This window comes from Streptomyces verrucosisporus, from assembly GCF_017114865.1.
Lineage (GTDB): Bacteria > Actinomycetota > Actinomycetes > Streptomycetales > Streptomycetaceae > Streptomyces > Streptomyces fenghuangensis.
On record NZ_JADEYH010000001.1, the window covers coordinates 169,729 to 192,392 of the forward strand.

General features: G+C 72.3%; 18 protein-coding genes. 9 read left to right on the forward strand and 9 right to left on the reverse strand.

The genetic code is table 11. The features are described from left to right. Positions 1-113: 113 nt before the first annotated feature. Positions 114-971: a type I methionyl aminopeptidase gene (map, locus tag IQ279_RS00870; RefSeq protein ID WP_206346298.1), complete on the reverse strand. Its 858-nt coding sequence runs from the start codon at positions 969-971 to the stop codon at positions 114-116. Between the two features lie 53 nt (positions 972-1,024). On the opposite strand from map, the gene IQ279_RS00875 reads away from it, so the two are divergent. Beyond that, positions 1,025-1,252 carry a hypothetical protein gene (locus IQ279_RS00875; protein ID WP_206346299.1) on the forward strand — a complete coding sequence of 76 codons (228 nt, stop codon included), beginning with the start codon at positions 1,025-1,027 and terminating at the stop codon, positions 1,250-1,252. A gap of 367 nt (positions 1,253-1,619) precedes the next feature. On the opposite strand, the gene npdG is transcribed toward IQ279_RS00875, so the two are convergent. After that, on the reverse strand, positions 1,620-2,336 hold the full coding sequence (gene npdG, locus IQ279_RS00880) for an NADPH-dependent F420 reductase (protein WP_206346300.1): 717 nt from the start codon (positions 2,334-2,336) through the stop codon (positions 1,620-1,622). A gap of 366 nt (positions 2,337-2,702) precedes the next feature. Here npdG and IQ279_RS00885 point away from each other — a divergent pair, with 366 nt between their 5' ends. Then, positions 2,703-2,924: a hypothetical protein gene (locus IQ279_RS00885; protein WP_206346301.1), complete on the forward strand. Its 222-nt coding sequence runs from the start codon at positions 2,703-2,705 to the stop codon at positions 2,922-2,924. Here IQ279_RS00885 and IQ279_RS00890 read toward each other — a convergent pair. The 3 genes from IQ279_RS00890 to panB all read right to left on the reverse strand — a co-directional run bounded on the left by IQ279_RS00890 (position 2,911) and on the right by panB (position 5,232). Beyond that, positions 2,911-3,687, reverse strand: coding sequence for a site-2 protease family protein (locus IQ279_RS00890; protein ID WP_206346302.1), 777 nt, complete (start codon positions 3,685-3,687; stop codon positions 2,911-2,913). The two genes, IQ279_RS00885 and IQ279_RS00890, sit on opposite strands and share 14 nt — an antisense overlap. A gap of 62 nt (positions 3,688-3,749) precedes the next feature. Continuing rightward, positions 3,750-4,211, reverse strand: a complete 462-nt coding sequence (locus tag IQ279_RS00895) for an Hsp20/alpha crystallin family protein (RefSeq protein WP_206346641.1) — start codon at positions 4,209-4,211, stop codon at positions 3,750-3,752. Between the two features lie 163 nt (positions 4,212-4,374). Next, positions 4,375-5,232 (reverse strand): 3-methyl-2-oxobutanoate hydroxymethyltransferase, encoded by an 858-nt coding sequence (gene panB, locus IQ279_RS00900; protein ID WP_206346303.1) that lies wholly within the window; start codon positions 5,230-5,232, stop codon positions 4,375-4,377. Positions 5,233-5,404: 172 nt separating this feature from the next. Here panB and IQ279_RS00905 point away from each other — a divergent pair, with 172 nt between their 5' ends. The 3 genes from IQ279_RS00905 (at position 5,405) to IQ279_RS00915 (ending at position 9,948) form a co-directional block, all read left to right on the forward strand. Then, positions 5,405-7,060, forward strand: coding sequence for an MFS transporter (locus IQ279_RS00905; protein ID WP_206346304.1), 1,656 nt, complete (start codon positions 5,405-5,407; stop codon positions 7,058-7,060). 284 nt (positions 7,061-7,344) lie between these two features. Continuing rightward, a complete protein-coding gene (locus IQ279_RS00910; protein ID WP_206346305.1) occupies positions 7,345-8,391 on the forward strand; it encodes an endonuclease/exonuclease/phosphatase family protein in 1,047 nt (348 codons plus the stop codon). A gap of 270 nt (positions 8,392-8,661) precedes the next feature. Beyond that, positions 8,662-9,948, forward strand: a complete 1,287-nt coding sequence (locus tag IQ279_RS00915) for an MFS transporter (protein ID WP_206346306.1) — start codon at positions 8,662-8,664, stop codon at positions 9,946-9,948. 370 nt (positions 9,949-10,318) lie between these two features. Here IQ279_RS00915 and IQ279_RS00920 read toward each other — a convergent pair whose 3' ends face one another. Further along, positions 10,319-12,073, reverse strand: coding sequence for an NAD+ synthase (locus IQ279_RS00920; RefSeq protein WP_206346307.1), 1,755 nt, complete (start codon positions 12,071-12,073; stop codon positions 10,319-10,321). 188 nt (positions 12,074-12,261) lie between these two features. Here IQ279_RS00920 and IQ279_RS00925 point away from each other — a divergent pair, with 188 nt between their 5' ends. The 3 genes from IQ279_RS00925 to IQ279_RS00935 all read left to right on the forward strand — a co-directional run bounded on the left by IQ279_RS00925 (position 12,262) and on the right by IQ279_RS00935 (position 17,450). Next, the gene (locus IQ279_RS00925) at positions 12,262-12,894 is read left to right on the forward strand and encodes a GNAT family N-acetyltransferase (protein WP_206346308.1); all 633 of its coding nucleotides are present in this window, start codon (positions 12,262-12,264) and stop codon (positions 12,892-12,894) included. A 96-nt stretch (positions 12,895-12,990) separates the two neighbouring features. Beyond that, positions 12,991-14,352 carry a gamma-glutamylpolyamine synthetase GlnA2 gene (gene glnA2, locus IQ279_RS00930; protein WP_206346309.1) on the forward strand — a complete coding sequence of 454 codons (1,362 nt, stop codon included), beginning with the start codon at positions 12,991-12,993 and terminating at the stop codon, positions 14,350-14,352. Positions 14,353-14,411: 59 nt separating this feature from the next. After that, positions 14,412-17,450, forward strand: a complete 3,039-nt coding sequence (locus tag IQ279_RS00935; protein WP_206346310.1) for a bifunctional [glutamine synthetase] adenylyltransferase/[glutamine synthetase]-adenylyl-L-tyrosine phosphorylase — start codon at positions 14,412-14,414, stop codon at positions 17,448-17,450. Positions 17,451-17,720: 270 nt separating this feature from the next. On the opposite strand, the gene IQ279_RS00940 is transcribed toward IQ279_RS00935, so the two are convergent. The 3 genes from IQ279_RS00940 to IQ279_RS00950 all read right to left on the reverse strand — a co-directional run bounded on the left by IQ279_RS00940 (position 17,721) and on the right by IQ279_RS00950 (position 21,112). Continuing rightward, positions 17,721-18,566 (reverse strand): phosphatase PAP2 family protein, encoded by an 846-nt coding sequence (locus IQ279_RS00940; protein ID WP_206346311.1) that lies wholly within the window; start codon positions 18,564-18,566, stop codon positions 17,721-17,723. 36 nt (positions 18,567-18,602) lie between these two features. Next, positions 18,603-19,673 carry a LacI family DNA-binding transcriptional regulator gene (locus IQ279_RS00945; RefSeq protein WP_206346312.1) on the reverse strand — a complete coding sequence of 357 codons (1,071 nt, stop codon included), beginning with the start codon at positions 19,671-19,673 and terminating at the stop codon, positions 18,603-18,605. A 104-nt stretch (positions 19,674-19,777) separates the two neighbouring features. After that, positions 19,778-21,112: an extracellular solute-binding protein gene (locus IQ279_RS00950; RefSeq protein ID WP_206346313.1), complete on the reverse strand. Its 1,335-nt coding sequence runs from the start codon at positions 21,110-21,112 to the stop codon at positions 19,778-19,780. 239 nt (positions 21,113-21,351) lie between these two features. Here IQ279_RS00950 and IQ279_RS00955 point away from each other — a divergent pair, with 239 nt between their 5' ends. Beyond that, a complete protein-coding gene (locus IQ279_RS00955; protein WP_206346314.1) occupies positions 21,352-22,629 on the forward strand; it encodes an extracellular solute-binding protein in 1,278 nt (425 codons plus the stop codon). Positions 22,630-22,664 lie beyond the last annotated feature (35 nt).

Consider the following 22,664-nt stretch of genomic DNA (forward strand, 5'->3'; position numbering starts at 1 on the left):
CCGGGGGCCGGACGACAGAGAGGACGGCGCCACGGAAGCGCCGCCGGACCCGACCGATTCTCGCCGACCGGGTCCGTAAGTCAACGTCTTGCCGACAGCTTGTCGGAAAACCGTCAGGGAAGTGTCAGGATCTCCGCCCCCGAGTCGGTGACCACGAGCGTGTGCTCGAACTGCGCCGTCCGCTTCCGGTCCTTGGTCACCACAGTCCAGCCGTCCTCCCACATCTCCCACTCGTGGGTGCCCAGCGTCAGCATCGGCTCGATGGTGAACGTCATTCCCGGCTTCATCACCGTCGTCGCCCGCGGGTCGTCGTAGTGGGGGATGATCAGCCCGGAGTGGAACGAGCTGTTGATGCCGTGCCCGGTGAAGTCGCGCACCACCCCGTAACCGAAGCGCTTGGCGTACGACTCGATGACCCGGCCGATGACGTTGATCTGCCGGCCCGGCCGCACCGCCTTGATCGCGCGGTTGAGCGACTCGCGCGTCCGCTCCACCAGCAGCCGCGACTCCTCGTCCACCCCTCCGCACGGATAGGTGGCGTTGTTGTCGCCGTGCACACCGTGGACGTACGCCGTCACGTCCAGGTTCACGATGTCCCCGTCGCGCAGGACGGTGGAGTCCGGGATCCCGTGGCAGATGACCTCGTTGACCGAGGTGCACAGCGACTTGGGGAACTTCCGGTAGCCCAGCGTCGAGGGGTAGGCGCCGTGGTCGCACAGGTACTCGTGGGCGACCTCGTCCAGCTTGTCGGTGGTCACGCCGGGAGCGATGTGCTCCGCGGCCTCCGCCATGGCGCGGGCGGCGATCCGCCCCGCGATCCGCATCTTCTCGACCGTCTCGGAATCCTGCACCTCGGGACCGGTGTACGGCGTCGGGGCGTCCTTGCCCACGTACTCCGGGCGGGGGATCGAGGCGGGCACGCCGCGGTGCGGGGAGACGGTGCCGGGAACGAGAAGCGACTGGCCAGACATGTGCGCGAGTCTAACCGTGATAGGTGACGCCCTGGCAGGGCAGCATGAACCACATGGCACTCTTCAAGCGCAAGGCGACAGGCAAGTCGGGCGAGTGGTTCTACTGCCTCGCACACCACACGGTCGAGGAGGGCCCCCAGTGCCCGGCCAGGGAACGTCTGGGCCCGTACTCGTCGCGCGTCGAGGCCGAGCAGGCGATGGACACGGCCCGCGAGCGCAACGAGCGGTGGGAGAACGATCCGCGCTGGAACGAGCCCGCTCCGCGGGACGAGACCGAGTGAGCGGCGCTCGGCGCCGCGCCCGGCCACCGGCGTGACCGGCCACCGCGCCCGTACGGGCCACATGCCCGCAGCCGGGCGACGGGTCCGATACCGCCTCGCGCCCCCAGCGGGCGCGCCGCTGTTCCGCCCGCAGCCGGGCGACGGCGGGAGGGGACGGGGAGGGGCGGACGTTCCGGACACTCCGGGGTTCCCCATGCCGGAGGCCAGGGGCGTGATTTGCGGCCAATCGCCGGTCCGGGCAACGGTGCGCGGCAAGGGCCGTAAATCATGCCGTCCGGAATGTTCGCCCCGGACCGGCCCCGACCCCCGCACACACCCGGCCCCCACCGCGCCCCGGCCCCCACCGCGCCCGCGCCCCGGTGCACGCTCAGATGTCGGTGAGCCGCACCCCCGCGTGCGCCTTGTACCGCCGGTTGACCGAGATCAGGTTGGCGACCAGCGACTCCACCTGGTGCGCGTTGCGCAGCCGGCCGGCGAACACGCCGCGCATCCCCGGGATGCGCCCCGCCAGCGCCTGGACGATCTCGCAGTCGGCCCGCACCTCCCCGAGCACCATCACGTCGGTCTCGATCTCCTCGATCTCCGGGTCCCGGAGCAGGACGGCCGACAGGTGGTGGAAGGCCGCGGTCACCCGCGAGTCCGGCAGCAGGGCGGCGGCCTGCTCCGCGGCGCTGCCCTCCTCCGGCTTCAGCGCGTAGGCGCCCTTCTTGTCGAAGCCGAGCGGGTTGACGCAGTCCACGACGAGCTTGCCCGCCAGCTCCTCGCGCAGGCTCTCCAGGGTGGCGGCGTGCCCTTCCCACGGCACCGCGACGATCACCACGTCGCTGCGGCGTGCGCACTCGGCGTTGTCGGCGCCCTCCACGCCCAGGCCCAGCTCCTCGGCCGCGGCCCGTGCGCGCTCGGCGGTCCGCGAACCGAGGACCACCTTCTGGCCGGCCCGGGCCAGCCGGTACGCCAGACCGCGGCCCTGGTCGCCGGTGCCGCCCAGTACGCCGACCACCAGGCCGGAGACGTCCGGCAGCTCCCAGGGGTCCTTGGCGGGTGCCTTCTTCGGGGCGTCTGCGGAAGCATCGTTGGAGGTCATGCTCCGATCCTGCCAGGGTTTGCGGGCCGGGGTGCGGTGGGGGCCGGGTGTGTGCGGGGGTCGGGGCCGGTCCGGGGCGAACATTCCGGACGGCATGATTTACGGCCCTTGCCGCGCACCGTTGCCCGGACCGGCGATTGGCCGCAAATCACGCCCCTGGCCTCCGGCATGGGGAACCCCGGAGTGTCCGGAACGTCCGCCCCTCCCCGTCCCCTCCCGCCGTCGCCCGGCTGCGGGCATGTGGCCCGTACGGGCGCGGTGGCCGGTTACGCCGGTGGGCGGGGGCGCCCCCGGCGCGGGGGGTGCGGGGGCGGATGGGGGACAATGGGGACCGTCGTAACGCCGCACCCCCAGGAGCCCGCCCCCATGGCCCCCTCGTCCCCGACCCGACGACTCCCCCTGTTCGCCCTGGTCGTCTGCGGCCTCGCCGTCGTCGCGGCGGTGGTGTCCTTCGTGCGGGGGGCCTGGCCGGTGGGGATCGTCTGGGTCCTGCTGGCCGGGCTGTCGTCCAACATGGCGTGGTACTACGTGCGCCGTGCCAGGCTGGAGCGGGCCTCGGCCGGGGCGAACGGCGTCAGTGGGGGATGAAGACGTCCTGGGGCTCGCCCTCCCAGAAGCGGAAGTACCGCAGCCCGTAGGCGACCTCCTGCCAGGAGACGCCCAGGGCCCCCATCACGGCGTCGACGCCCTCCCAGAAGACGGCGTTGACCTCCGGGATCCACAGGCAGGCGAAGACCGCGAGGAGACCGAAGGGCGCGAAGGGCTCCATCTGGCGGCGGGCCCTGGGTGAGAGCCACGGCTCGATGACGCCGTAGCCGTCCAGGCCGGGGACGGGCAGGAAGTTGAGGATCGCGGCCGTGACCTGGAGCATCGCCAGGAAGGCCAGTGCGCAGCGGAACGCGATCGGCGCGTCGTCCAGCAGGCCCAGCAGGAAGGGCGCCACCAGGACGAGGGCGAGTGCGGCGTTGACCAGGGGGCCGGCCGCCGAGATCAGGCTGTGCCCCAGCCGGCCGCGGACGCGGTGGCGCTCGATGAACACCGCGCCGCCGGGGAGGCCGATGCCGCCCATGATCACGAAGGCCACGGGCAGGACGATGCTCAGCATCGCGTGGGTGTACTTGAGCGGGTTGAGGGTGAGGTAGCCCTTGGCCCCGACGGATATGTCGCCGCCGTGCAGCGCGGTGCGAGCGTGCGCGTACTCGTGCAGGCACAGGGAGACGATCCAGGCCGAGACGACGAAGAGGAACACCGCGAAACCGGTGCTCGCCGCGTAGCCCGCCCATACGCCCCAGGCCGACACCCCCATGACGGTGACGAGCCCCAGGAACACGGGGCTGACCTGTCTGTTCATGGGGCCAGACCGTACCCGGAGCGGTCGCCGGGGCACGAGCCGGGGCCCGTGCCCCGGCCGGCCTACTGGGCGCTGATGTCGATCGTGCGCCGCTTGCCCTGGGACGACTTCGGGATGCGTACGGTGAGCACCCCGTCGGCCAGGTCGGCCGAGACCGCGTCGTCGTCGGTGTCGTGGGGGACCATGGTGCGGTAGGAGAACCGGCCGGTGCGGCGGCTGAGCACCTTTCCGTGGTGCTCCTCCTCGAGCTCGCCGGTGATGTGCAGCTCGTTGGCGTCCAGCTCCACCGAGACGTTCTCGCGCGGGATGCCGGGCAGCTCGGCCCGCACCAGATAGGAGTCCTCGGTCTCCTCCTCCTCGACCAGCGGCACCCAGGGCCGCTCGCCGGTGGGCGTGGTGCCCTGCTGGAAGAACCGGCCCACCTCGGACCACAGGTTCTCGAACTCGCTGCGCGGGTCGCGCCATCCCCAGCCCGGCTGCTGCCGTGCCGGGCGCTGTGCGCCCTCTCCGCGCCGTACTGGCATCTTCACGGGAGTGCCTCCCTCCTCGTGGCCTGTCCGTGCGCCGTGGCGGGTATCCGGGCGCGGGCGAGCATAACGGGCGGCCCGCCGACGGGCCGGAAGGCCGTCGGCGGGCCGCCGCGGGAGGACCGGTGGTGGCCGGTGGGGGAGGGCCGGCCGCCGCCGGTCAGTGGAAGGTGTGCTCCTCGGCGGGGAAGGCGGAGCCGGCCACGTCCTGGGCGAACTCGCGCGCCGCGTCGCCGAGCGTCTCGCGCAGCCGCGCGTACTGCTTGACGAAGCGCGGCATCCGGCCCGGCGTCATGCCCGCCATGTCCGTCCAGACCAGCACCTGGGCGTCGCAGTCCGGACCGGCGCCGATGCCGATGGTCGGGATGCCCAGGGAGCGGGTGACCTCGGCTGCCAGCTCGGCCGGCACCATCTCCATGACGAGGGCGAAGGCGCCGGCGTCCTGGGCGGCCTTGGCGTCGCGCAGGAGCTGGTGGGCGGCCTCGTCGCCGCGGCCCTGGACGTAGTAGCCGCCCAGCGCGTTGACCGACTGCGGGGTCAGGCCCAGGTGGGACATCACGGGGATGCCGGACCGCACGAGCAGTTCGGTCTGGGCCAGCGAGCGCTCGCCGCCCTCCAGCTTCACCGCCCCGGCGCCGGCCTCCTTCACCAGGCGGGTGGCGTTGCGCAGGGCCTGGACGGGGCCCTCCTGGTACGAGCCGAAGGGGAGGTCGGCGACGACCATCGCCCGCCGGGTGCCGCGTACGACGGCGGCGGACATCATGGCCATCTGCTCCATGGTGACGGGAACCGTCGAGTCGTAGCCGAGGTGGCAGTTGCCCGCCGAGTCCCCGACGAGCAGGACGGGGATGCCCGCCTCGTCGAAGACGGACGCGGTCATCGCGTCGTACGCGGTGAGCATGGGCCACTTCTCGCCGCGCTGCTTGGCGGCCGCCAGGTCCCTCACGGTGATGCGTCGCTGCTGCGTTCCGCCGTACAGCGCCTTGCTGCTGTCGGCTGCCTGCTGGGCATGCGTCATTGCGCCGGCTCCTGTGTTCGTCGTCTCGAGGCGCCCTCACGGCGTCCCCGGATCCGCGTCCATGGTGGCACTACCGCCGGGCGGGAGGGAAGGGGGACCGGCTGTGGTGCGACACGGGGGAGCGGGGACGGCACGAGACGAACTGGTGTCGCTGATGTCCTAATCTGTGGCGATGAGTGCAGTTGGTTCCGAAGTACCGCCGTGTTCGACGGTTCCGGAGGCCGTACATCGCAGGCGCTGGGCGATCCTGGCGGTCCTGATGCTCAGCCTGCTGATCGTCGTACTGGACAACTCGATCCTCAACGTCGCGATGAAGACCATCGCGACCCCGCCCCCCACCGGCCTCGGCGCCACCCACAGCCAGCTGGAATGGGCGGTGAACTCCTACACGCTCGTCTTCGCGGGGCTGCTGTTCACCTCGGGCCTGCTCGCGGACCGCCTGGGGCGCAAGCGGGTGCTGCTGGCGGGCCTGGTGCTGTTCGGCGCCGGCTCGGTGCTGGCCGGGCTGGCCGGCTCGCCCGGCGAGCTGATCGCCTTCCGCGCGCTGATGGGAGTCGGCGGCGCCCTGGTGATGCCGCCCACGCTCGCCGTCCTGATGAACGTCTTCGAACGCGACGAGCAGCCCAGGGCCATGGGGATCTGGACCGGGGGCGTCGGCGTGGCCATCGCCGTGGGGCCGGCCACCGGTGGCCTGCTGCTGGAGCACTTCTGGTGGGGCTCGGTCTTCATGGTCAACGTGCCCATCGTGATCGCCGCGCTGATCGCGATGGCCGTGCTCGTCCCCGAATCCAGGGACCCCGCGCCCGGCCGCCCCGACGTCCCCGGCGTGCTGCTGTCGGTCGTCGGCCTGGTGCTGCTGGTGTACGGCATCATCAAGGGCGGGCAGCTCGCCGACTTCACCGACCCCGAGGTGCTGCTCACGGTGGGCGGCGGTCTGGCCGTCCTGGCCGGGTTCGTGCTCCACGAGAGGCGCAGCCGGCACCCGGCCCTGGACGTGCGGTACTTCCGCGAGCCGGACTTCTCGGCCGCCGTCACCGCCGTGGCGCTGGTGTTCTTCGCGCTGATGGGCGTGACGTTCTTCATGGTCTTCTACACCCAGAGTGTGCGCGGCTACACCCCCTTCCAGACCGGCCTGCTGCTGCTCCCGCTCGCCGCCTCGCAGCTGTTCTTCGCCTCCCGGGCCGAGCTGGCCGTGAAGCGTTTCGGCGCCCGGGCCACCTGCACGGCCGGCCTGCTGGCGGTCGCCGCGACCATGGCTGCGTTCGTGCTGCTCGGCACCGACACGCCGATCTGGGTCCTGGAGGTCCTCTTCGTCGTCCAGGGTGCCGGGATGGCGCACGTCACGCCGCCCGTCACGGTCACGATCATGCGGGCGCTGCCGCGTGAGAAGGCCGGTTCCGGGTCGGCGGTCAACAACATCTTCCGGCAGGTCGGCGGTGCGCTGGGCGTCGCCGTGCTCGGCTCGCTGCTGTCGGCGGCCTACCGGGGCTGGATCGACGGCGAACTGGCCGGGGTGCCGGGCCTGTCGGAGGGGGACCGGCGCGCGGCGGGCGAGTCCATCGAGGCCACCCGGGCGCTGGCCGAGCGGATGGGCCCGGCGGGCCGGGCGCTGGCCGAGCGGGCCGACGAGGCGTTCGTCCACGCCATGCACGTCACGGTCGCGGCCTCCGCCGCCGTCGCCCTGGCCGGTGCGATCGTCGTCGCGCGGTTCATGCCGGGCGGACCGGGCGCGTCGGAGGGGGAGGGCGGGCGGGAGCTGAGGCAGTCGCCCGAGGGGCCGGCCGAGCAGGCCGCGGGGGTGCTGGAGGGCGCCCGGCCGCGCGGCTGAGGAGGCTGAGGGGTGGGGGCGAGAGGAGTTCCCGGCGGGTGTGGGGCGGTACGCGCATACGTGCATGCGGGTCTGTGCGCCGTGCCGGAATGTGCGTGTTTCGTTACAGTGGCGGATGCTGCCGGAAGGTCAGGAACCCGCCGCAGGACCGCGTTCGTCCTGGCAGACGTACAGGCGTACGGGCCGCTCGGTGCGGTCGGTGTGCCCAGCAAGCAAGACCGGCCGCCACCCGGGACGCCGGACCGGGGCGGCGGCCTCGCGATGACGGCAGGTGAGGACGGCGGATGGCACGGGCGTACATGACCGAGGCGGAGTCGCGGACGGCGAGGGAAGAGGTGGACGGGCGTCCCGGTCCCGCCCCTTCCGCCGCCGCCCGCCTCCGGCGCGCGATCGCCCGGGCGGGCGGCGAGGGGCGGTGGCGCCGCGGCCTGCTGCTCGCGCTGCTGGCCGTGGTGGTCGCTCTGCTGATGGCGCTGCACTCCCGGGTGCCCAACCGGGTCGGCAATCTTGGCAGCCTGCTGGAGACCTTCCTGCCGTGGCTCGGTCTGGCGATCCCCCTGCTGCTCCTGGCGGCGCTGCTGCGCCGTTCGGCCACCGCACTGGTGGCGCTGCTGCTGCCCGCGGTGGTCTGGGCGGACATGTTCGGCGGTCTGGTTACCGACAAGCGCGCCGGCGGCGGGGACCTGACGGTGGTCACCCACAACGTCAACGCCGACAATCCCGACCCCGCCGGTACGGCGCGGCAGCTGGCACGCAGTGGCGCCGAGGTGCTGTCCCTCCAGGAGCTGCCGGGCCGGTCGGTGGCGGAGTACGAGAAGGCGCTGGCGGACGCCTACCCCCACCACGTGGTGCTGGGCACGGTCGGGCTGTGGAGCAAGTACCCGATCGACGACGCCCGGCCTGTGGATATCGGGATCGGCTGGACGCGGGCGATGCGTGCCACAGTCGGCACGCCGAGGGGGGACGTCGCCGTGTACGGCGCGCACCTGCCGTCGGTGCGGGTGAAGTTCGAGGCGGGGTTCACCGCCCGCCAGCGCGATGTCGCCTCCGACCTGCTGGGTGAGGCCATCGTGGCGGAGCCCGTCGGGCGGGTGGTGCTGCTGGGCGACCTCAACGGGACGATGAACGACCGGGCGCTGGCGTCCGTCACCTCCCAGATGCGCTCCACGCAGGGCGCGGCGGGCGACGGGTTCGGGTTCAGCTGGCCCGCCTCGTTCCCGATGGCCCGGATCGACCAGATCATGGTGAAGGGGGTCGAGCCGGTGTCGTCGTGGGCGCTGCCGGCGACCGGGAGTGACCATCTGCCGCTGGCGGCGTCGGTGAGCTGGTAGGGCCGCGGGGCGCGGCGAGGGTGTGACGAAGGCGAGGTGGGGGCGGGATCGGGCCCGGTTCCGCTTCCGGGGCCGGCGGTGGAGGGATCCCGGGTTCCGAGGACGGCCCGCCCCTGTGTGGGGCGGGCCGTCCGCTGCCTGTAGCACGGCTGTCACCTATTTGTTTTGTGTCGGAACAAAAAGACTGCGAGACTTGACCGTGTTCGGAGCACACCGGCTCCGTTTCCTTGTCCTGCTGCGCACCCACCCCTCGCGTCGAAAGGCTCTCCCATGCCCCTGGCCCTGCTCGCTCTCGCGGTCGCGGCCTTCGGGATCGGCACCACCGAGTTCGTGATGATGGGCCTGCTGCCCAATGTCGCGGACGACCTGGGCGTCTCCGTGCCCACCGCCGGTCATCTCGTCTCCGCCTACGCCATCGGCGTCGTCATCGGCGCCCCGCTCCTGGCCGCCGTCGGGGTCCGCGTCCCGCGCAGGCGGATGCTCATCGCCCTGATGGGCCTGTTCACCCTCGGCAACCTCGCCTCTGCCCTCGCCCCCGGATACGGCACGCTGCTGGCCGGGCGGGTGCTGGCCGGGCTGCCGCACGGCGCGTTCTTCGGCGTCGGCGCGGTCGTCGCCGCCCGCCTGGTGCGGGAGGGCCGGCAGGCGCGGGCCGTGGCCACGATGTTCCTGGGGCTGACCGTGGCCAACATCGTCGGCGTGCCCGGCGGCACGGCGCTGGGGCAGCAACTGGGGTGGCGTGCGACGTTCCTGGTCGTCACCGTGATCGGGCTGGTCGCGATGGGGGCGCTGGCGGCGCTGGTGCCGTATCTGCCGCTGGAGCGGCGGGGTGGCGGTGCGGGGGACGCCGGTGCTGATGGTGGTGTGGTTCGTGAGCTGCGCCGCGAGGTACGGGCGCTGGGGGACCGGCAGGTGCTGCTCGGGCTGCTGACGGCCGTCTTCGGGTTCGCGGGCGTCTTCGCCCTCTACAGCTACCTCGCCTCGATGGTCACCGAGGTCACGGGGATGGCCGAGTCGTCGGTGACGGTCGTGCTGGCCCTCTTCGGTGTCGGCATGACGCTGGGTGCGCTGGCCGCGGGACCGCTGACCGACCGTGCGCTGCGGCCCACGCTGTACGGGGCGCTGGGTGCGCTGGCGCTGGTGCTGGTGGCGTTCCGGTTCACCGTCCACGTGCCGTGGGCGGCGATGGCGACCGTGGTGATGATCGGTGCGGTGGGGTTCATGACCACCACGCCGCTGCAGATGCTCGTGATGGAGAAGGCGCGCCACGCGCCGACGCTCGCCGCGGCCTCCAACCACTCGGCGTTCAACCTGGCCAACGCGGGCGGTGCGTGGGCCGGTGGTACGGCCATCGCGGCGGGCTGGGGGTGGACGTCCCCGGCACTGGTGGGCGCGGGCCTGGCGGTGGTGGGGCTGGTGATCGCCGTGGTGGCGGGGGTGCTGGACCGGGGGGCGCCGGCCGGGCGGCGGTCGCGGGTGGTGGCTCGCGGGGCGGGTGCGCGCGAGGCCCGTTCGCGGGAGGAGGCGGGCAGCCGGGGCGGGGCCGGGGCTCGCTGAGGGCGGGGTCCGCCGTGGGCGGTGGGGCGTGCGGGTGCGGTGGGGCCGGGTGCGTGCGGGGGGCGGGGCCGGTCCGGGGCGGACGTTCCGGACGGCATGATTTACGGGCCTGGGCGTGCACCGTTGCCTGGAACTCCTATTGCCCGCAAATCACGCTTTAGTGTCCGGAACATCCGCCCCTCCCCGCCCCCTCCCGCCGTCGCCCGGGTGCGGGGGGCTTCTGCCCGGTTCCCTTCCGCCGTCGTTCGGGTGCTGGGGGGCCTCTGCCCGTTCCCTCCGGCGGCCGGGGTCTCGCCGGGGCGGGATCCGGAGCCCCGTTGTTCTCCGGCGGCGGGCGCCCCGGCGGCGGGCGCCCGCCGCCGGGGCGGCGTCAGCCGGTTTCGCGCCAGCGGTTGGTGATCGGCAGGCGGCGGTCCTTGCCGAATCCCTTCGCGGAGATCTTGGTGCCCGGCGGGTACTGCCGCCGCTTGTACTCGGCGGTGTCCGTCATGCGCAGGACGCGGGTGACGGTCTCCTCGTCGAAGCCCTCGGCGATGATCTCCTCCCGGCCCCGGTCCAGGTCCACGTACAGTTCCAGGATCCGGTCCAGGACGTCGTAGTCGGGGAGGGAGTCGGTGTCCACCTGGTCCGGGCGCAGTTCCGCGCTCGGCGGCTTGGAGATGGAGTTCTCCGGGATCGGCGGGGTCTCGCCGCGTTCGGCGGCGGCCTTGTTGCGCCAGCGGGCGAGGCGGAAGACGGTCGTCTTGTAGACGTCCTTGATCGGGCCGTACGCGCCGACCGAGTCGCCGTAGAGGGTCGAGTAGCCGACGGCCAGTTCGGACTTGTTGCCCGGCGCGAGCACGATGTGGCCCTCCTGGTTGGACAGGCCCATCAGCAGGGTGCCGCGCAGCCGGGCCTGGAGGTTCTCCTCCGCCAGGCCGGTGAGGTGGAGCGAGTCCATGTAGGCGTCGAACATCGGGGCGATCGGCACGGTGCGGAAGTTGAGGCCGGTGCGGCGGGCCATCTCCGCCGCGTCGCCCTTGGAGTGCTCCGAGGAGTAGCGCGAGGGCATGGAGACGCCGTACACGTTCTCCGGGCCGATCGCGTCGCAGGCGATGGCGGCGGTGAGGGCGGAGTCGATGCCGCCGGACAGCCCGATGAGCACCGAGCGGAAACCGTTCTTCAGGACGTAGGCGCGCAGGCCCGTGACGAGGGCGGTGTAGATCTCCTCGTCGTCGTCCATGCGGGGGGCCTCCGCGCCGGTGACCTGCGGCTCGTACGGGGGGAGGGGGGAGGCCGACAGGGTGCGGTGCTCGATGCGCAGGCCGTCGGAGACGTTGCCGGAGGGAGGCTCGGGCGCGGCGGCGGGCAGGTCGAGGTCGAGGACGACGCAGCCCTCCTCGAACTGCGGGGCCCGCGCGATGACCTCGCCGCCGGCGGAGACGACGATCGAGTCGCCGTCGAAGACCAGGTCGTCCTGGGCGCCGACCATGGCCAGGTAGGCGGTGGTGCAGCCGGCCTCGCGGGCCCGGCGGCGCACCAGGTCCAGGCGGGTGTCGTCCTTGTTCCGCTCGTAGGGGGAGGCGTTGACGGACAGCAGCAGGCCCGCCCCGGCGGCGCGGGCCGCGGGCACCCGGCCGCCGTCCTGCCACAGGTCCTCGCAGATCGCCAGGGCCACGTCCACGCCGTGCACCCGGACCACGGGCAGGGTCTCGCCGGGGACGAAGTAGCGGAACTCGTCGAAGACCCCGTAGTTGGGGAGGTGGTGCTTGGCGTAGGTCAGCACGACCTCGCCCCCGTGGAGGACCGCCGCGGCGTTCCGGGGCGCGCCGGCGGGCTGGCCGTAGCGGGGCTGGGCCTCCTCCGCCCGGTCGAGGTAGCCGACGACGACGGGGAGTCCACCGAGCCCCTCGTCGGCCAGGCGGGCGGCGAGGGCGGTGAGGGCGGAGCGGCTGGCCCGGACGAAGGACGGGCGCAGGGCCAGGTCCTCGACGGGGTAGCCGGTGAGCATCATCTCGGGGAACGCCACGAGGTGCGCCCCCTGCTCGGCCGAGTGCCGCGTCCAGCGGACGACCGCGTCCGCGTTCCCGGCGAGGTCGCCGACGGTGGAGTCGATCTGGTTCAGGGCGAGTCGTAGCTGAGGCACACGGTCAGTCTAATCGTCGTATTGACGCGATCCCGGGAGGCGGGAACCGGCCCGGCTACCGCGTGTCGCACCCGTTCGGGTGAGGGTCTCGGTCCGAGGTGCGCCGGGGGCCGGGGCGGCGGCTTCGGAGGGTTGTCGCGCGGGGCGCGTGCGGCCATTCTGGGAGCGCTCCCAGAAAGGAGGTCTCGGTGGACGAGAGCAGGGGTGGGCCGTTCGTACGGCCGTACCGGGCGCAGGACAGGGAGGCGGTGTACGACGTGTGCGTGCGCACCGCCGACGCGGGCGGCGACGCGCGGGGGATCTACCGGGACCCGGACCTGATGGGCGACCTCTTCGCCGGCCCGTACGTGTGGCTCGCGCCATCCCTGGCCTTCGTGCTGGACGACGGCGGGCGCGCGGTCGGGTACGCGACCGGAACCGCCGACACCGCCGCGTTCACCGAGGCGTTCCGCCGTCAGTGGCTGCCGCGGGTGGCCGGCAGGCATCCGAGGGCACGGCGGCCGGTGACACCGGACGAGCGGATGACCGAGCTGCTGTACACACCCGAGCGGATGGTGCTGCCCGAACTCGCCGACCACCCGGCGCACCTCCACATCGACATCCTTCCCGCGTACCAGCGCGCGGGGCACGGGAGGGCGCTGATGCGCGCGCTGCTGGACGCCCTGCGCCGGGAGAGGGCGAAGCGGGTCCATCTGGGCATGCTGACGGTGAACACCGGCGCACGGCGCTTCTACGACCGCCTGGGTTTTCACGAGCTGGCGGTGCGCGACCCCGGCCCGCTCACCTATCCGGGAAGGTCCACGGACATCGGGTCGGCGTAATGTGACGGTAACCCCTCACCGTGATACTGGTGTGCGGGCCGCTCCCTTCCCGGGCGGTGCGGGGAAGGGCCGTCTGACCAGCGAGGATGGGTGACCATGGACAAGCAGCAGGAATTCGTGCTCAGGACGCTCGAGGAGCGCGACATCCGGTTCGTCCGGCTGTGGTTCACCGACGTGCTCGGCTTCCTGAAGTCCGTCGCCGTCGCGCCGGCGGAGCTGGAGCAGGCCTTCGACGAGGGCATGGGATTCGACGGGTCCGCGATCGAGGGCTTCGCCCGCGTCTACGAGTCCGACATGATCGCCAAGCCCGACCCGAGCACGTTCCAGATCCTGCCCTGGCGCGCCGAGGCCCCCGGCACCGCGCGGATGTTCTGCGACATCCTGATGCCGGACGGCTCCCCGTCCTACGCCGACCCCCGCTACGTCCTCAAGCGGGCCCTGAACAAGACCTCCGACCTGGGCTTCACCTTCTACACCCATCCCGAGATCGAGTTCTTCCTGCTCAAGGACAAGCCGGTGGACGGCACCCGGCCCACCCCGGCCGACTCCTCCGGCTACTTCGATCACACCCCCCAGCACGTCGGCCAGGACTTCCGCCGCCAGGCGATCACCATGCTGGAGTCGATGGGCATCTCGGTGGAGTTCTCCCACCACGAGGGCGCTCCGGGCCAGCAGGAGATCGACCTGCGGTACGCCGACGCCCTGTCGACGGCCGACAACATCATGACGTTCCGGCTGGTGATGAAGCAGGTCGCGCTGGAGCAGGGGGTGCAGGCGACCTTCATGCCCAAGCCGTTCTCGGAGTTCCCCGGATCCGGGATGCACACCCACCTGTCGCTGTTCGAGGGCGACCGCAACGCCTTCCACGAGTCCGGCGCCGAGTACCAGCTCTCCAAGGTCGGCCGCTCCTTCATCGCCGGGCTGCTCAGGCACGCCGGGGAGATCTCCGCCGTCACCAACCAGTGGGTCAACTCCTACAAGCGCATCTGGGGCGGGGCCCAGCGCACCGCGGGCGCCGGCGGCGAGGCGCCCTCCTACATCTGCTGGGGGCACAACAACCGCTCCGCGCTGATCCGCGTGCCGATGTACAAGCCGGGCAAGATGGGCTCCACCCGCATCGAGGTGCGCTCCCTGGACTCCGGCGCCAACCCCTACCTGGCCTACGCGGTGCTGCTGGCGGCCGGGCTGAAGGGCATCGAGGAGGGCTACGAACTCCCGGCCGGGGCCGAGGACGACGTGTGGGCGCTGTCGGACGCCGAGCGCCGCGCGATGGGCATCGAGCCACTGCCGCAGAACCTGGGCGAGGCGATCGCGCTGATGGAGCACAGCGAACTGGTCGCCGAGACCCTGGGCGAGCACGTCTTCGACTTCTTCCTGCGCAACAAGAAGCAGGAGTGGGAGGAGTACCGCTCCGAGGTCACCGCCTTCGAGCTGCGCAAGAGCCTGCCGGTGCTGTAGCGGGCCCGAGGGACACGGGGCGGGGCGGTAGGGCGGCAGCGGCGAGAGGCAAGGCCACGGTGGTGCAGGGCGGTCGGCGGGACAGCCGGTTCGGAAGGTTCGTACGGCGCGGGTTCACCGATCCGGGGGCGGCCGTCCGCCTGCTGGACTCGCCCGCCCTGGCCCGGGTGCGCGACGACGCGGTGCTCCTCGACGCGCTCGGCGCCACCGCCGACCCCGACCAGGCGCTGCTGTCCTTCGTCCGGCTGGTGGAGGCCCAGCCGGAGGAGGCCGGGCAGCAGACGCTGCTGGGCACCGTGCTGGCCGCCAAGCCGTTGCGCGACCGGCTGCTGGGCGTGCTGGGCGCCTCCGAGGCGCTCGGCGACCACCTCGCCGGCCACCCCGACGACTGGCAGGCCCTCCACTCCTACGAGACGGCCGACCTCCACCCGGGCGTGGAGGAGTTCGAGGCCGCCCTCGCCGGCGCGGAAGGCCCCGACGAGCTGCGCGTCGCCTACCGCCGGGCCCTGCTCACCATCGCCGCCCGTGACGTGTGCGGCACCACCACCGTCGACGAGACCGCCGCCGAGCTCGCCGACCTGGCCACCGCCACCCTGCGCGCCGCCCTGGCGATGGCCGGACGCGAGGAGCCGGAGGACGCACGGGCGTGCCGGCTGGCCGTGATCGGGATGGGCAAGTGCGGCGGACGCGAGCTCAACTACGTGTCGGACGTGGACGTCGTCTTCGTCGCCGAGCCCGCCGGAGGAGCGGCGGGGGACGGAGACGGGGAGAGCGAGGCGCTGCGCGCCGCGACCCGGCTCGCCGCGCGCATGATGCGGATCTGCTCCGACACCACCGCCGAGGGCACCATCTGGCCGGTGGACGCCAACCTGCGGCCCGAGGGGCGCAACGGTCCGCTGGTGCGCACCCTGTCCAGCCACCTGGCGTACTACCGGCGCTGGGCCAAGACCTGGGAGTTCCAGGCCCTGCTCAAGGCCCGCCCGGTGGCCGGCGACCCGGCACTGGGCCGTGAGTACACCGAGGCCCTGGCCCCGATGGTGTGGCAGGCCGCCGAGCGGGAGAACTTCGTCACCGACGTGCAACAGATGCGCCGCCGCGTGGTCGCGGGCATCCCCGCCGCACAGCTCGACCGCGAACTCAAGCTCGGCCCCGGGGGCCTGCGCGACGTGGAGTTCGCCGTCCAGCTCCTCCAGCTCGTCCACGGGCGCAGCGACACCACCCTGCGCAGCCCCACCACGCTGGCCGCGCTCGACGACCTCGCGGCGGGTGGGTACGTGGGCCGTCAGGACGCCGCAGCGCTCGGCGACGCGTACCGCTTCCTGCGCGTCCTGGAGCACCGCATCCAGCTCCAGAAGCTGCGCCGCACCCATCTGATGCCCAGGGATGAGGCCGAACTGCGCCGTCTGGGCCGCTGTCTGGGCTTCCGCCAGGATCCGGTGGCCGAGCTGACCCGCGCCTGGAAGCGGCACGCGGCCGTGGTGCGGCGGCTGCACGAGAAGATCTTCTACCGGCCGCTGCTGGACGCCGTCGCCCAGCTCGCGCCCGGAGAGGTGCGGCTGTCGGCCGGCGCGGCCCGGCAGCGCCTGGAGGCGCTGGGCTACGCGGACCCGGCCGCCGCCCTGCGCCACCTGGAGGCACTGACCTCCGGAGTCAGCCGCAAGGCCGCCATCCAGCGCACCCTGCTGCCGGTGCTGCTGGGCTGGTTCGCCGACTCCGCCGACCCCGACGCCGGGCTGCTGGGCTTCCGCAAGGTCTCCGACGCGCTCGGCCAGACGCCCTGGTACCTGCGGTTGCTGCGGGACGAGGGGGCCGCCGCGGAGAACCTGGCCCGTGTGCTGTCGGCCGGGCGGCTCGCCCCCGACCTGCTGCTGCGCGCCCCCGAGGCCGTCGCCCTGCTCGGCGACCCCGGCGGGCTGCGGCCGCGCGGCCGGGAGTCGCTGACCCAGGAGGCGCTGGCGGCCGTCGGCCGGGCCGACGGGCCCGAGCAGGCCGTCACCGCCGTCCGCGGGGTGCGGCGGCGTGAGCTGTTCCGTACCGCCGCCGCCGATGTCATCGGCGCGTACAAGGCGGGAGGTGGGGGCGGTTTTGGTGGTGCGGGGGGCGGTTCCGGGGACGCCGACGGCGTCGCGGCGGCCGTGGACCGGGTGGGGGAGGCGCTGTCCGACCTGAACGCCGCGACCGTCGCGGGCGCCCTGCGGGCGGCGGTGGACGCACGCTGGGGCGACACCCTGCCCACCCGCTTCGCGATCATCGGAATGGGGCGTTTCGGGGGCCGCGAGCTGAACTACGGCTCCGACGCGGATGTGCTGTTCGTACACGAACCGCGCGAGGGCGTGGACGAACGGGAGGCCGGCGAGGCGGCGCTCGCCGTCGCGGGTGAGATGCGCCGCCTCCTGCAGCTTCCCAGCTCCGACCCGCCGCTGCTCATCGACGCCGACCTGCGGCCGGAGGGCAGAAGCGGCCCGCTGGTGCGCACCCTGGCCTCCTACGGGACCTACTACCGCCGCTGGTCGCAGGCGTGGGAGAGGCACGCGCTGCTGCGCGCCGAACCGGTGGCGGGCGACGCGGACCTGGGCCGCCGCTTCGTCGAGCTGATCGACCCCCTGCGCTATCCGGAGGACGGCCTGGAGGAGGACGCGGTGCGGGAGATCCGCCGCCTCAAGGCGCGGATGGAGAGCGAGCGGCTGCCGCGCGGCGCCGATCCCACCACCCACACCAAGCTGGGCAGGGGCGGGCTGTCGGACGTGGAGTGGACGGTCCAGCTGGTGCAGTTGCGCCACGGAGCGAAGGCGCCGGGGCTGCGAACGACCCGCACCCGTGCCGCGCTGGCCGCCGCGCGGGACGCAGGACTGATCGGCGAGGAGGACACCGTGACCCTGGACGAGGCGTGGCTGCTGGCCACCCGGGTGCGCAACGCGGTGATGCTGGTGCGTGGCCGGCCCGGCGACACCTTTCCCTCCGAGCCGCGCGAGCTGGCCGCCGTCGGCCGCTACCTGGGGTACGAGCCGGGGCACGTGGGCGAGATGCTGGAGGACTACCGGCGTATCACGCGGCGTGCCCGGGGGGTGGTGGACCGGTTGTTCTACGGGGTGGAGTGAGGGTTTCCGCCGGTGGCGGGTGCGGGGGCGGGGCCGGTCCGGGGCGGACGTTCCGGACGGCATGATTTACGGGCCTGGGTGTGCACCGCTCTCTGGAACTCCCATTGCCCGCAAATCACGCCCCTGGCCTCCGGCATGGGGAACCCCGGAGTGTCCGGAACATCCGCCCCTCCCCGTCCCCTCCCGCCGTCGTCCGGGGGCGGCTCCCCGGCGCGGGGGTAGGGGGTTCCTCCGGTGGGTGGGCGTGTGGTCGAGGGGGTTTCCGCGGTGTCAGGGTGAGGTGGGGACCAGGCGGGGGAGGCGGTGGGCCGGGACGCCGTACCAGGCGCAGGAGACCGCGTAGCCTATGCCCAGGCAGAGCAGCCCGCCGACCGCGTCCAGCCAGAAGTGGTTGGCGGTGCAGACGATGACCACCAGGGTGAGGGCCGGGTAGAGCCATCCGAGGATCTTCACCCACAGCGGCGCCGCCAGCAGGGCGAGGGTGATGCCGCACCACACCGACCAGCCGATGTGCATCGAGGGCATGGCCGCGTACTGGTTGGAGACGCTGGCCATGTCGCCCGAGGCCATCGAGCCCCAGGTGCCGTGGACCTTGACGGTGTCGATGAAGTGCACGCTCTCCATCAGCCGAGGCGGGGCCAGGGGATAGAGGTAGTAGCCGAGCAGGGCGACGGCCGTGGTGGCGAACAGGACCGTGCGGGTGGCGGCGTAGCGGCCCGGGTGTCTGCGGTAGAGCCAGACCAGGACGCCGATGGTGACGATGAAGTGCAGTGTGGCGTAGTAGTAGTTCATCGTCACGATCAGCCAGGTGACGCCGTTGACCGCGTGGTTGAGGGACTGCTCGACGGCGATGCCGAGGGCGCGCTCGGCCTCCCACAGCCAGTCGGCGTTCCGCAGGGCCTGCGCCTCCTGTTCCGGCACGGCGTTGCGGATCAGGGAGTACGTCCAGTAGCTGACCGCGATCAGCGTGATCTCGAACCAGATCCGGGGCCTGCGGGGCGCGCGGATGAGCCGGGAGACGGTGCGGCGCGGAGCCGGAGCGACCGTGTGTTCATCTGCCGGAGCGACAGTGGTCACTCCGGCTTCTTCTGTCGTCCTCGTGATCGGAGCCCCCATGGTGCGCCAGTCTGCCAGAATCCGGACCCCGACCGATCATCCCCCGGTCCGGTCCTGACCGCCTCCGGTCCTCCCTGAGACGGACCCCGGACCCTGGGGTGCGGAGGCGGTGGAGCCGCGGACGACCAGCTCGGGGAGGAAGACGAACTCGCTGTGCGGGGCGGGGGTGCCGCCGATCTCCTCCAGCAGGGCCCGTACCGCCGCCTGGCCCATCGCGGTCACCGGCTGGCGGATGGTGGTCAGGGGCGGGTCGGTGAAGGCGATCAGCGGGGAGTCGTCGAAGCCGATGACCGAGACGTCGCCGGGAACGGCCAGGCCACGCTGCCGGGCGGCCCGGATGGCGCCGAGCGCCATCATGTCGCTGGCGCAGACCACGGCGGTGCAGCCGCGGTCGATCAGGGTGCCGGCCGCGGCCTGGCCGCCCTCCAGGGTGTACAGCGAGTGCTGGACCATCGACTCCGCCTCGTCGGGCGAGAGCCCGAGCTGCTCCTGGAGGCTGGTGGTGAAGCCCTCCGTCTTGCGCTGGACGGGCACGAACCGGGCCGGTCCCAGGGCCAGTCCGATGCGCTCGTGGCCGAGCGAGACGAGGTGGGTGACGGCCAGTCGCATCGCGCCCCGGTCGTCCGGTGAGACGAAGGGCGCGCGGACCTTGGGGGAGAATCCGTTGACCATCACGAACGGCACACCCTTGCCGCGCAGCTGCTCGTAGCGCTGTGTGTCGGCGGTGGTGTCGGCGTGCAGTCCGGAGACGAAGATGATGCCCGCCACGCCCCGGTCCACGAGCATCTCGGTCAGCTCGTCCTCCGTCGAGCCGCCGGGGGTCTGGGTGGCCAGGACGGGGGTGTAGCCCTGACGGGTCAGCGCCTGTCCGATGACCTGGGCGAACGCCGGGAAGATCGGGTTCTCCAGCTCGGGGGTGATCAGCCCGACCAGCCCCGCGCTGAGCCGGCGCAGGCGCATGGGGCGCTCGTACCCCAGCAGGTCCAGTGCGGCGAGGACGGACTCGCGGGTGGCCGGGGAAACGCCGGGCTTGCCGTTGAGGACGCGGCTGACCGTCGCTTCGCTGACCCCCGCCTGGGCTGCGATGTCAGCTAGCCGTGCGGTCACAGCACCGGACTGTACCGGTCATGTGTCCGACTGCCCACCGTACCCGGGAGTTCGCCCTGATAGGTGCGGTTTCGCCCCCTGGGCCGGGAGGCGGAACCGCGGTCTCACCGTTCGACGCTGTAGCCGGGCAGCAGTCCTTCGCTCCACTCCTCGGCGGTGCGGGTCAGCCCCTCGCGGGCGGTCTCCTCGCCGCGCAGGATGGCCGTGTAGCGGGGCTGGAGGGCGACGAAGAGCTGTCCGCCCTCGGGGAGGGAGGGCCGGGCCACGGCCTTGGTCAGCGCCAGGTAGAAGGAGTTGCGCACCGGGTCGGAGAGCACCTTCCCGGTGTAGGCGGCCGTACGGGTCGGCAGCAGTCCCAGGGCCAGGGCGGTGCTCTCCTGCTGCTTTGCATCGGTCATGTACTTGACGAAGAGATACGAGGCGTCGGGGTTCTCCGCCTCCGCGGAGACCACGAGGTTGTGGCCGCCGGTGGGGGATCCCGCGGTGCCCGACCCGCCGGCCGGGACGGCGGCGATGCCCAGGTTGTCGCGGTCCTTGAACTCGGGGGAGGAGAAGATGTCGGCGGTCGCCCAGGGGCCGTTGATCATCATGGCCGTCTCGCCGCTCTTGAAGGCGTTCTGCATGGCGGCGTAGGCGTCCTTCTCCGGGGGCTTGGGTGCGGCGCCGGAGGAGACCAGGTCGGCGGCGGTGGCCACCCCCCGGACCGAGTCGGGGGAGGCGACGGTGATCGTACGGGAGGCGACGTCGACCAGGTCGCTCTCCTCGCCGTACAGGAACGGCAGGGAGAAGAAGGGATCGGGGTTGAGGGCGATGCCCTCGGCCCCCGTCTTCCGTTTGATCTCCAGCGCGACGTCCTTGAGGTCCTTCCAGGTGGACGGGGGGCGGTTGATCCCCGCCTCCTCGAAGATCCGGCGGTTGTAGAGCAGGGCGAGGGTGTCGGTCACCTGGGGGACGCCGTAGACGCCGCCGTTCTCCAGCGTCACGCTCGCGGTGGTGGTCGGCAGGAAGCCGGACATGTCGGCGTCCAGGGCGGGGGTGCCGGTGAGGTCGGCCAGGTGGCCGTCGGCGGCGAAGCCGATCGTCCAGCCGACGTCCGCGCGCAGCACGTCGGGTACGCCCTGGCCGGACTCCACGGCGTCCAGGAACTTCTGCTGGGCCTGGTCGAAGGGGACCGAGACGTGCTCGACGTCGACCTCCGGGTACTTCTTCTCGAAGGCGGCGACGAGCTTCGCGAAGTGCGGGGCCTCGGCCTCGCCCGAGGTGTCCCACCAGGTGACGCTGCCGGAGGCGGCGGGGGCGTCCTCCTCGGCGGAGCCGCCGAGCACTGTGCAGGCGGTGGCCGTCAGGGCCAGGGCGGCGGCCAGGGCGGCGGCGGCCCTGCGGCGCCGGGGGGCCCGTCCGGTCGAATCGGACGCGTCGGGGTGTATGTGACTTTCCATCGTGCTCTTCCCGTCTGTCCTCAAGCGGAGGATCCGCAGTGGAACGCGGAGGAAGGTAGCAGGAGCGCAACTTCTTGCGGAAGCCGTTGCAGACTCGTTTGCAGAAAGTTGCCGCAAGGTCTTTCTAAAAGATTGCCCCGCTGTTACGTTCCTGGTCAGCCCGGCGCCGCGACCGCGCGGCCCGCGCGGAGTACGCCAGTGCCCCCGCGAGACGGGCACCGGATCATGGAGGAGTTCACATGCGGCGTGGCATAGGGACCACCGCACTGGTCGCGGCCATCGCGCTCGCGGCCACCGCCTGCGGCGGCGAGAGCGGCGACGGTGAGAAGAAGAACGCCAACGGCGAGCTGTCGGGCACCGTCGAGTTCTGGGACACGTCGGGCGACGCCGAGAAGGGCTTCTACAAGAAGGTCGCCGAGGAGTTCGAGGACGAGCACCCCGGCGTCGAGGTCAAGTACGTCAACGTCCCCTTCGGCGAGGCCAGCAACAAGTTCAAGAACGCCGCGGGCGGAGGCTCCGGCGCCCCCGACGTGATGCGCACCGAGGTCGCCTGGGTGGCCGACTTCGCCAGCCTGGGCTACCTCGCCCCGCTGGACGACACCGCCGCGGTCGACGACAAGGACGACTACCTGCCGCAGGCCTGGGGCAGCACCCAGTACGACGGCAAGACCTACGCCGTCCCGCAGGTCATCGACACCCTGGCCCTCTTCTACAACAAGGGTCTGCTGGAGAAGGCCGGCGTCGAGGTCCCGCAGTCGATCGAGGAGATCAAGGACTCCACGAAGGCGTTCGAGAAGAACGACGTCACCCCGTTCTACCTGCGCGGCGACGACCCGTACTGGTTCCTGCCCTTCCTGTACGGCGAGGGCGGCGACATGCTCGACGCCGAGGCCAAGAAGATCACAGTCGACGACGAGCCCGGCGTGAAGGCGTTCGAGGTGATCAAGGACCTGGTGGACTCCGAGGCCGCGACCACGGACACCACCAACGGCTGGGAGAACATGCAGAAGTCCTTCAAGGACGGCAAGGTCGCGATGATGATCAATGGCCCCTGGGCCATCGAGGACACCCTCGCGGGCAAGCAGTTCAAGGACGACGAGGACAACCTCGGTGTCGCCGCGGTCCCGGCCGGCAGCGCCGGCCAGGGCGCCCCGCAGGGCGGTCACAACTACTCCGTCTACGCCGGCTCCGACAACCTCGACGCCTCCTACGAGTTCGTCAAGTACATGAGCTCCGCCGAGGTCCAGAAGCGCACCACCGAGGAGCTGAGCCTGCTGCCGACGCGCGCCTCGGTGTACGAGGAGAAGACCGTCGAGGACAACCAGATGGTCCAGTTCTTCAAGCCCGCCGTCGACAAGGCCGTCGAGCGCCCCTGGATCGCCGAGGGCAACTCCCTCTTCGAGCCGCTGCGCGTCCAGATGGCCGACGTGCTGACCGGCAAGACCAAGCCGGAGGCCGCCGCCGAGAAGGCCGGCGAGGAGTACGCCAAGCTCCTCAAGGACGGGGACTGGAAGTAAGGGTCCGGAAGAGCTCAGGGAGAGGCTGACCGACG

Bases quoted from the DNA above. Each gene is read 5' to 3' on its own strand.
- map (WP_206346298.1), bottom strand. From the start codon at position 971: ATGTCTGGCCAGTCGCTTCTCGTTCCCGGCACCGTCTCCCCGCACCGC.
- IQ279_RS00875 (WP_206346299.1), top strand. From the start codon at position 1,025: ATGGCACTCTTCAAGCGCAAGGCGACAGGCAAGTCGGGCGAGTGGTTC.
- npdG (WP_206346300.1), bottom strand. From the start codon at position 2,336: ATGACCTCCAACGATGCTTCCGCAGACGCCCCGAAGAAGGCACCCGCC.
- IQ279_RS00885 (WP_206346301.1), top strand. From the start codon at position 2,703: ATGGCCCCCTCGTCCCCGACCCGACGACTCCCCCTGTTCGCCCTGGTC.
- IQ279_RS00890 (WP_206346302.1), bottom strand. From the start codon at position 3,687: ATGAACAGACAGGTCAGCCCCGTGTTCCTGGGGCTCGTCACCGTCATG.
- IQ279_RS00895 (WP_206346641.1), bottom strand. From the start codon at position 4,211: ATGCCAGTACGGCGCGGAGAGGGCGCACAGCGCCCGGCACGGCAGCAG.
- panB (WP_206346303.1), bottom strand. From the start codon at position 5,232: ATGACGCATGCCCAGCAGGCAGCCGACAGCAGCAAGGCGCTGTACGGC.
- IQ279_RS00905 (WP_206346304.1), top strand. From the start codon at position 5,405: ATGAGTGCAGTTGGTTCCGAAGTACCGCCGTGTTCGACGGTTCCGGAG.
- IQ279_RS00910 (WP_206346305.1), top strand. From the start codon at position 7,345: ATGGCACGGGCGTACATGACCGAGGCGGAGTCGCGGACGGCGAGGGAA.
- IQ279_RS00915 (WP_206346306.1), top strand. From the start codon at position 8,662: ATGCCCCTGGCCCTGCTCGCTCTCGCGGTCGCGGCCTTCGGGATCGGC.
- glnA2 (WP_206346309.1), top strand. From the start codon at position 12,991: ATGGACAAGCAGCAGGAATTCGTGCTCAGGACGCTCGAGGAGCGCGAC.
- IQ279_RS00940 (WP_206346311.1), bottom strand. From the start codon at position 18,566: ATGGGGGCTCCGATCACGAGGACGACAGAAGAAGCCGGAGTGACCACT.
- IQ279_RS00950 (WP_206346313.1), bottom strand. From the start codon at position 21,112: ATGGAAAGTCACATACACCCCGACGCGTCCGATTCGACCGGACGGGCC.
- IQ279_RS00955 (WP_206346314.1), top strand. From the start codon at position 21,352: ATGCGGCGTGGCATAGGGACCACCGCACTGGTCGCGGCCATCGCGCTC.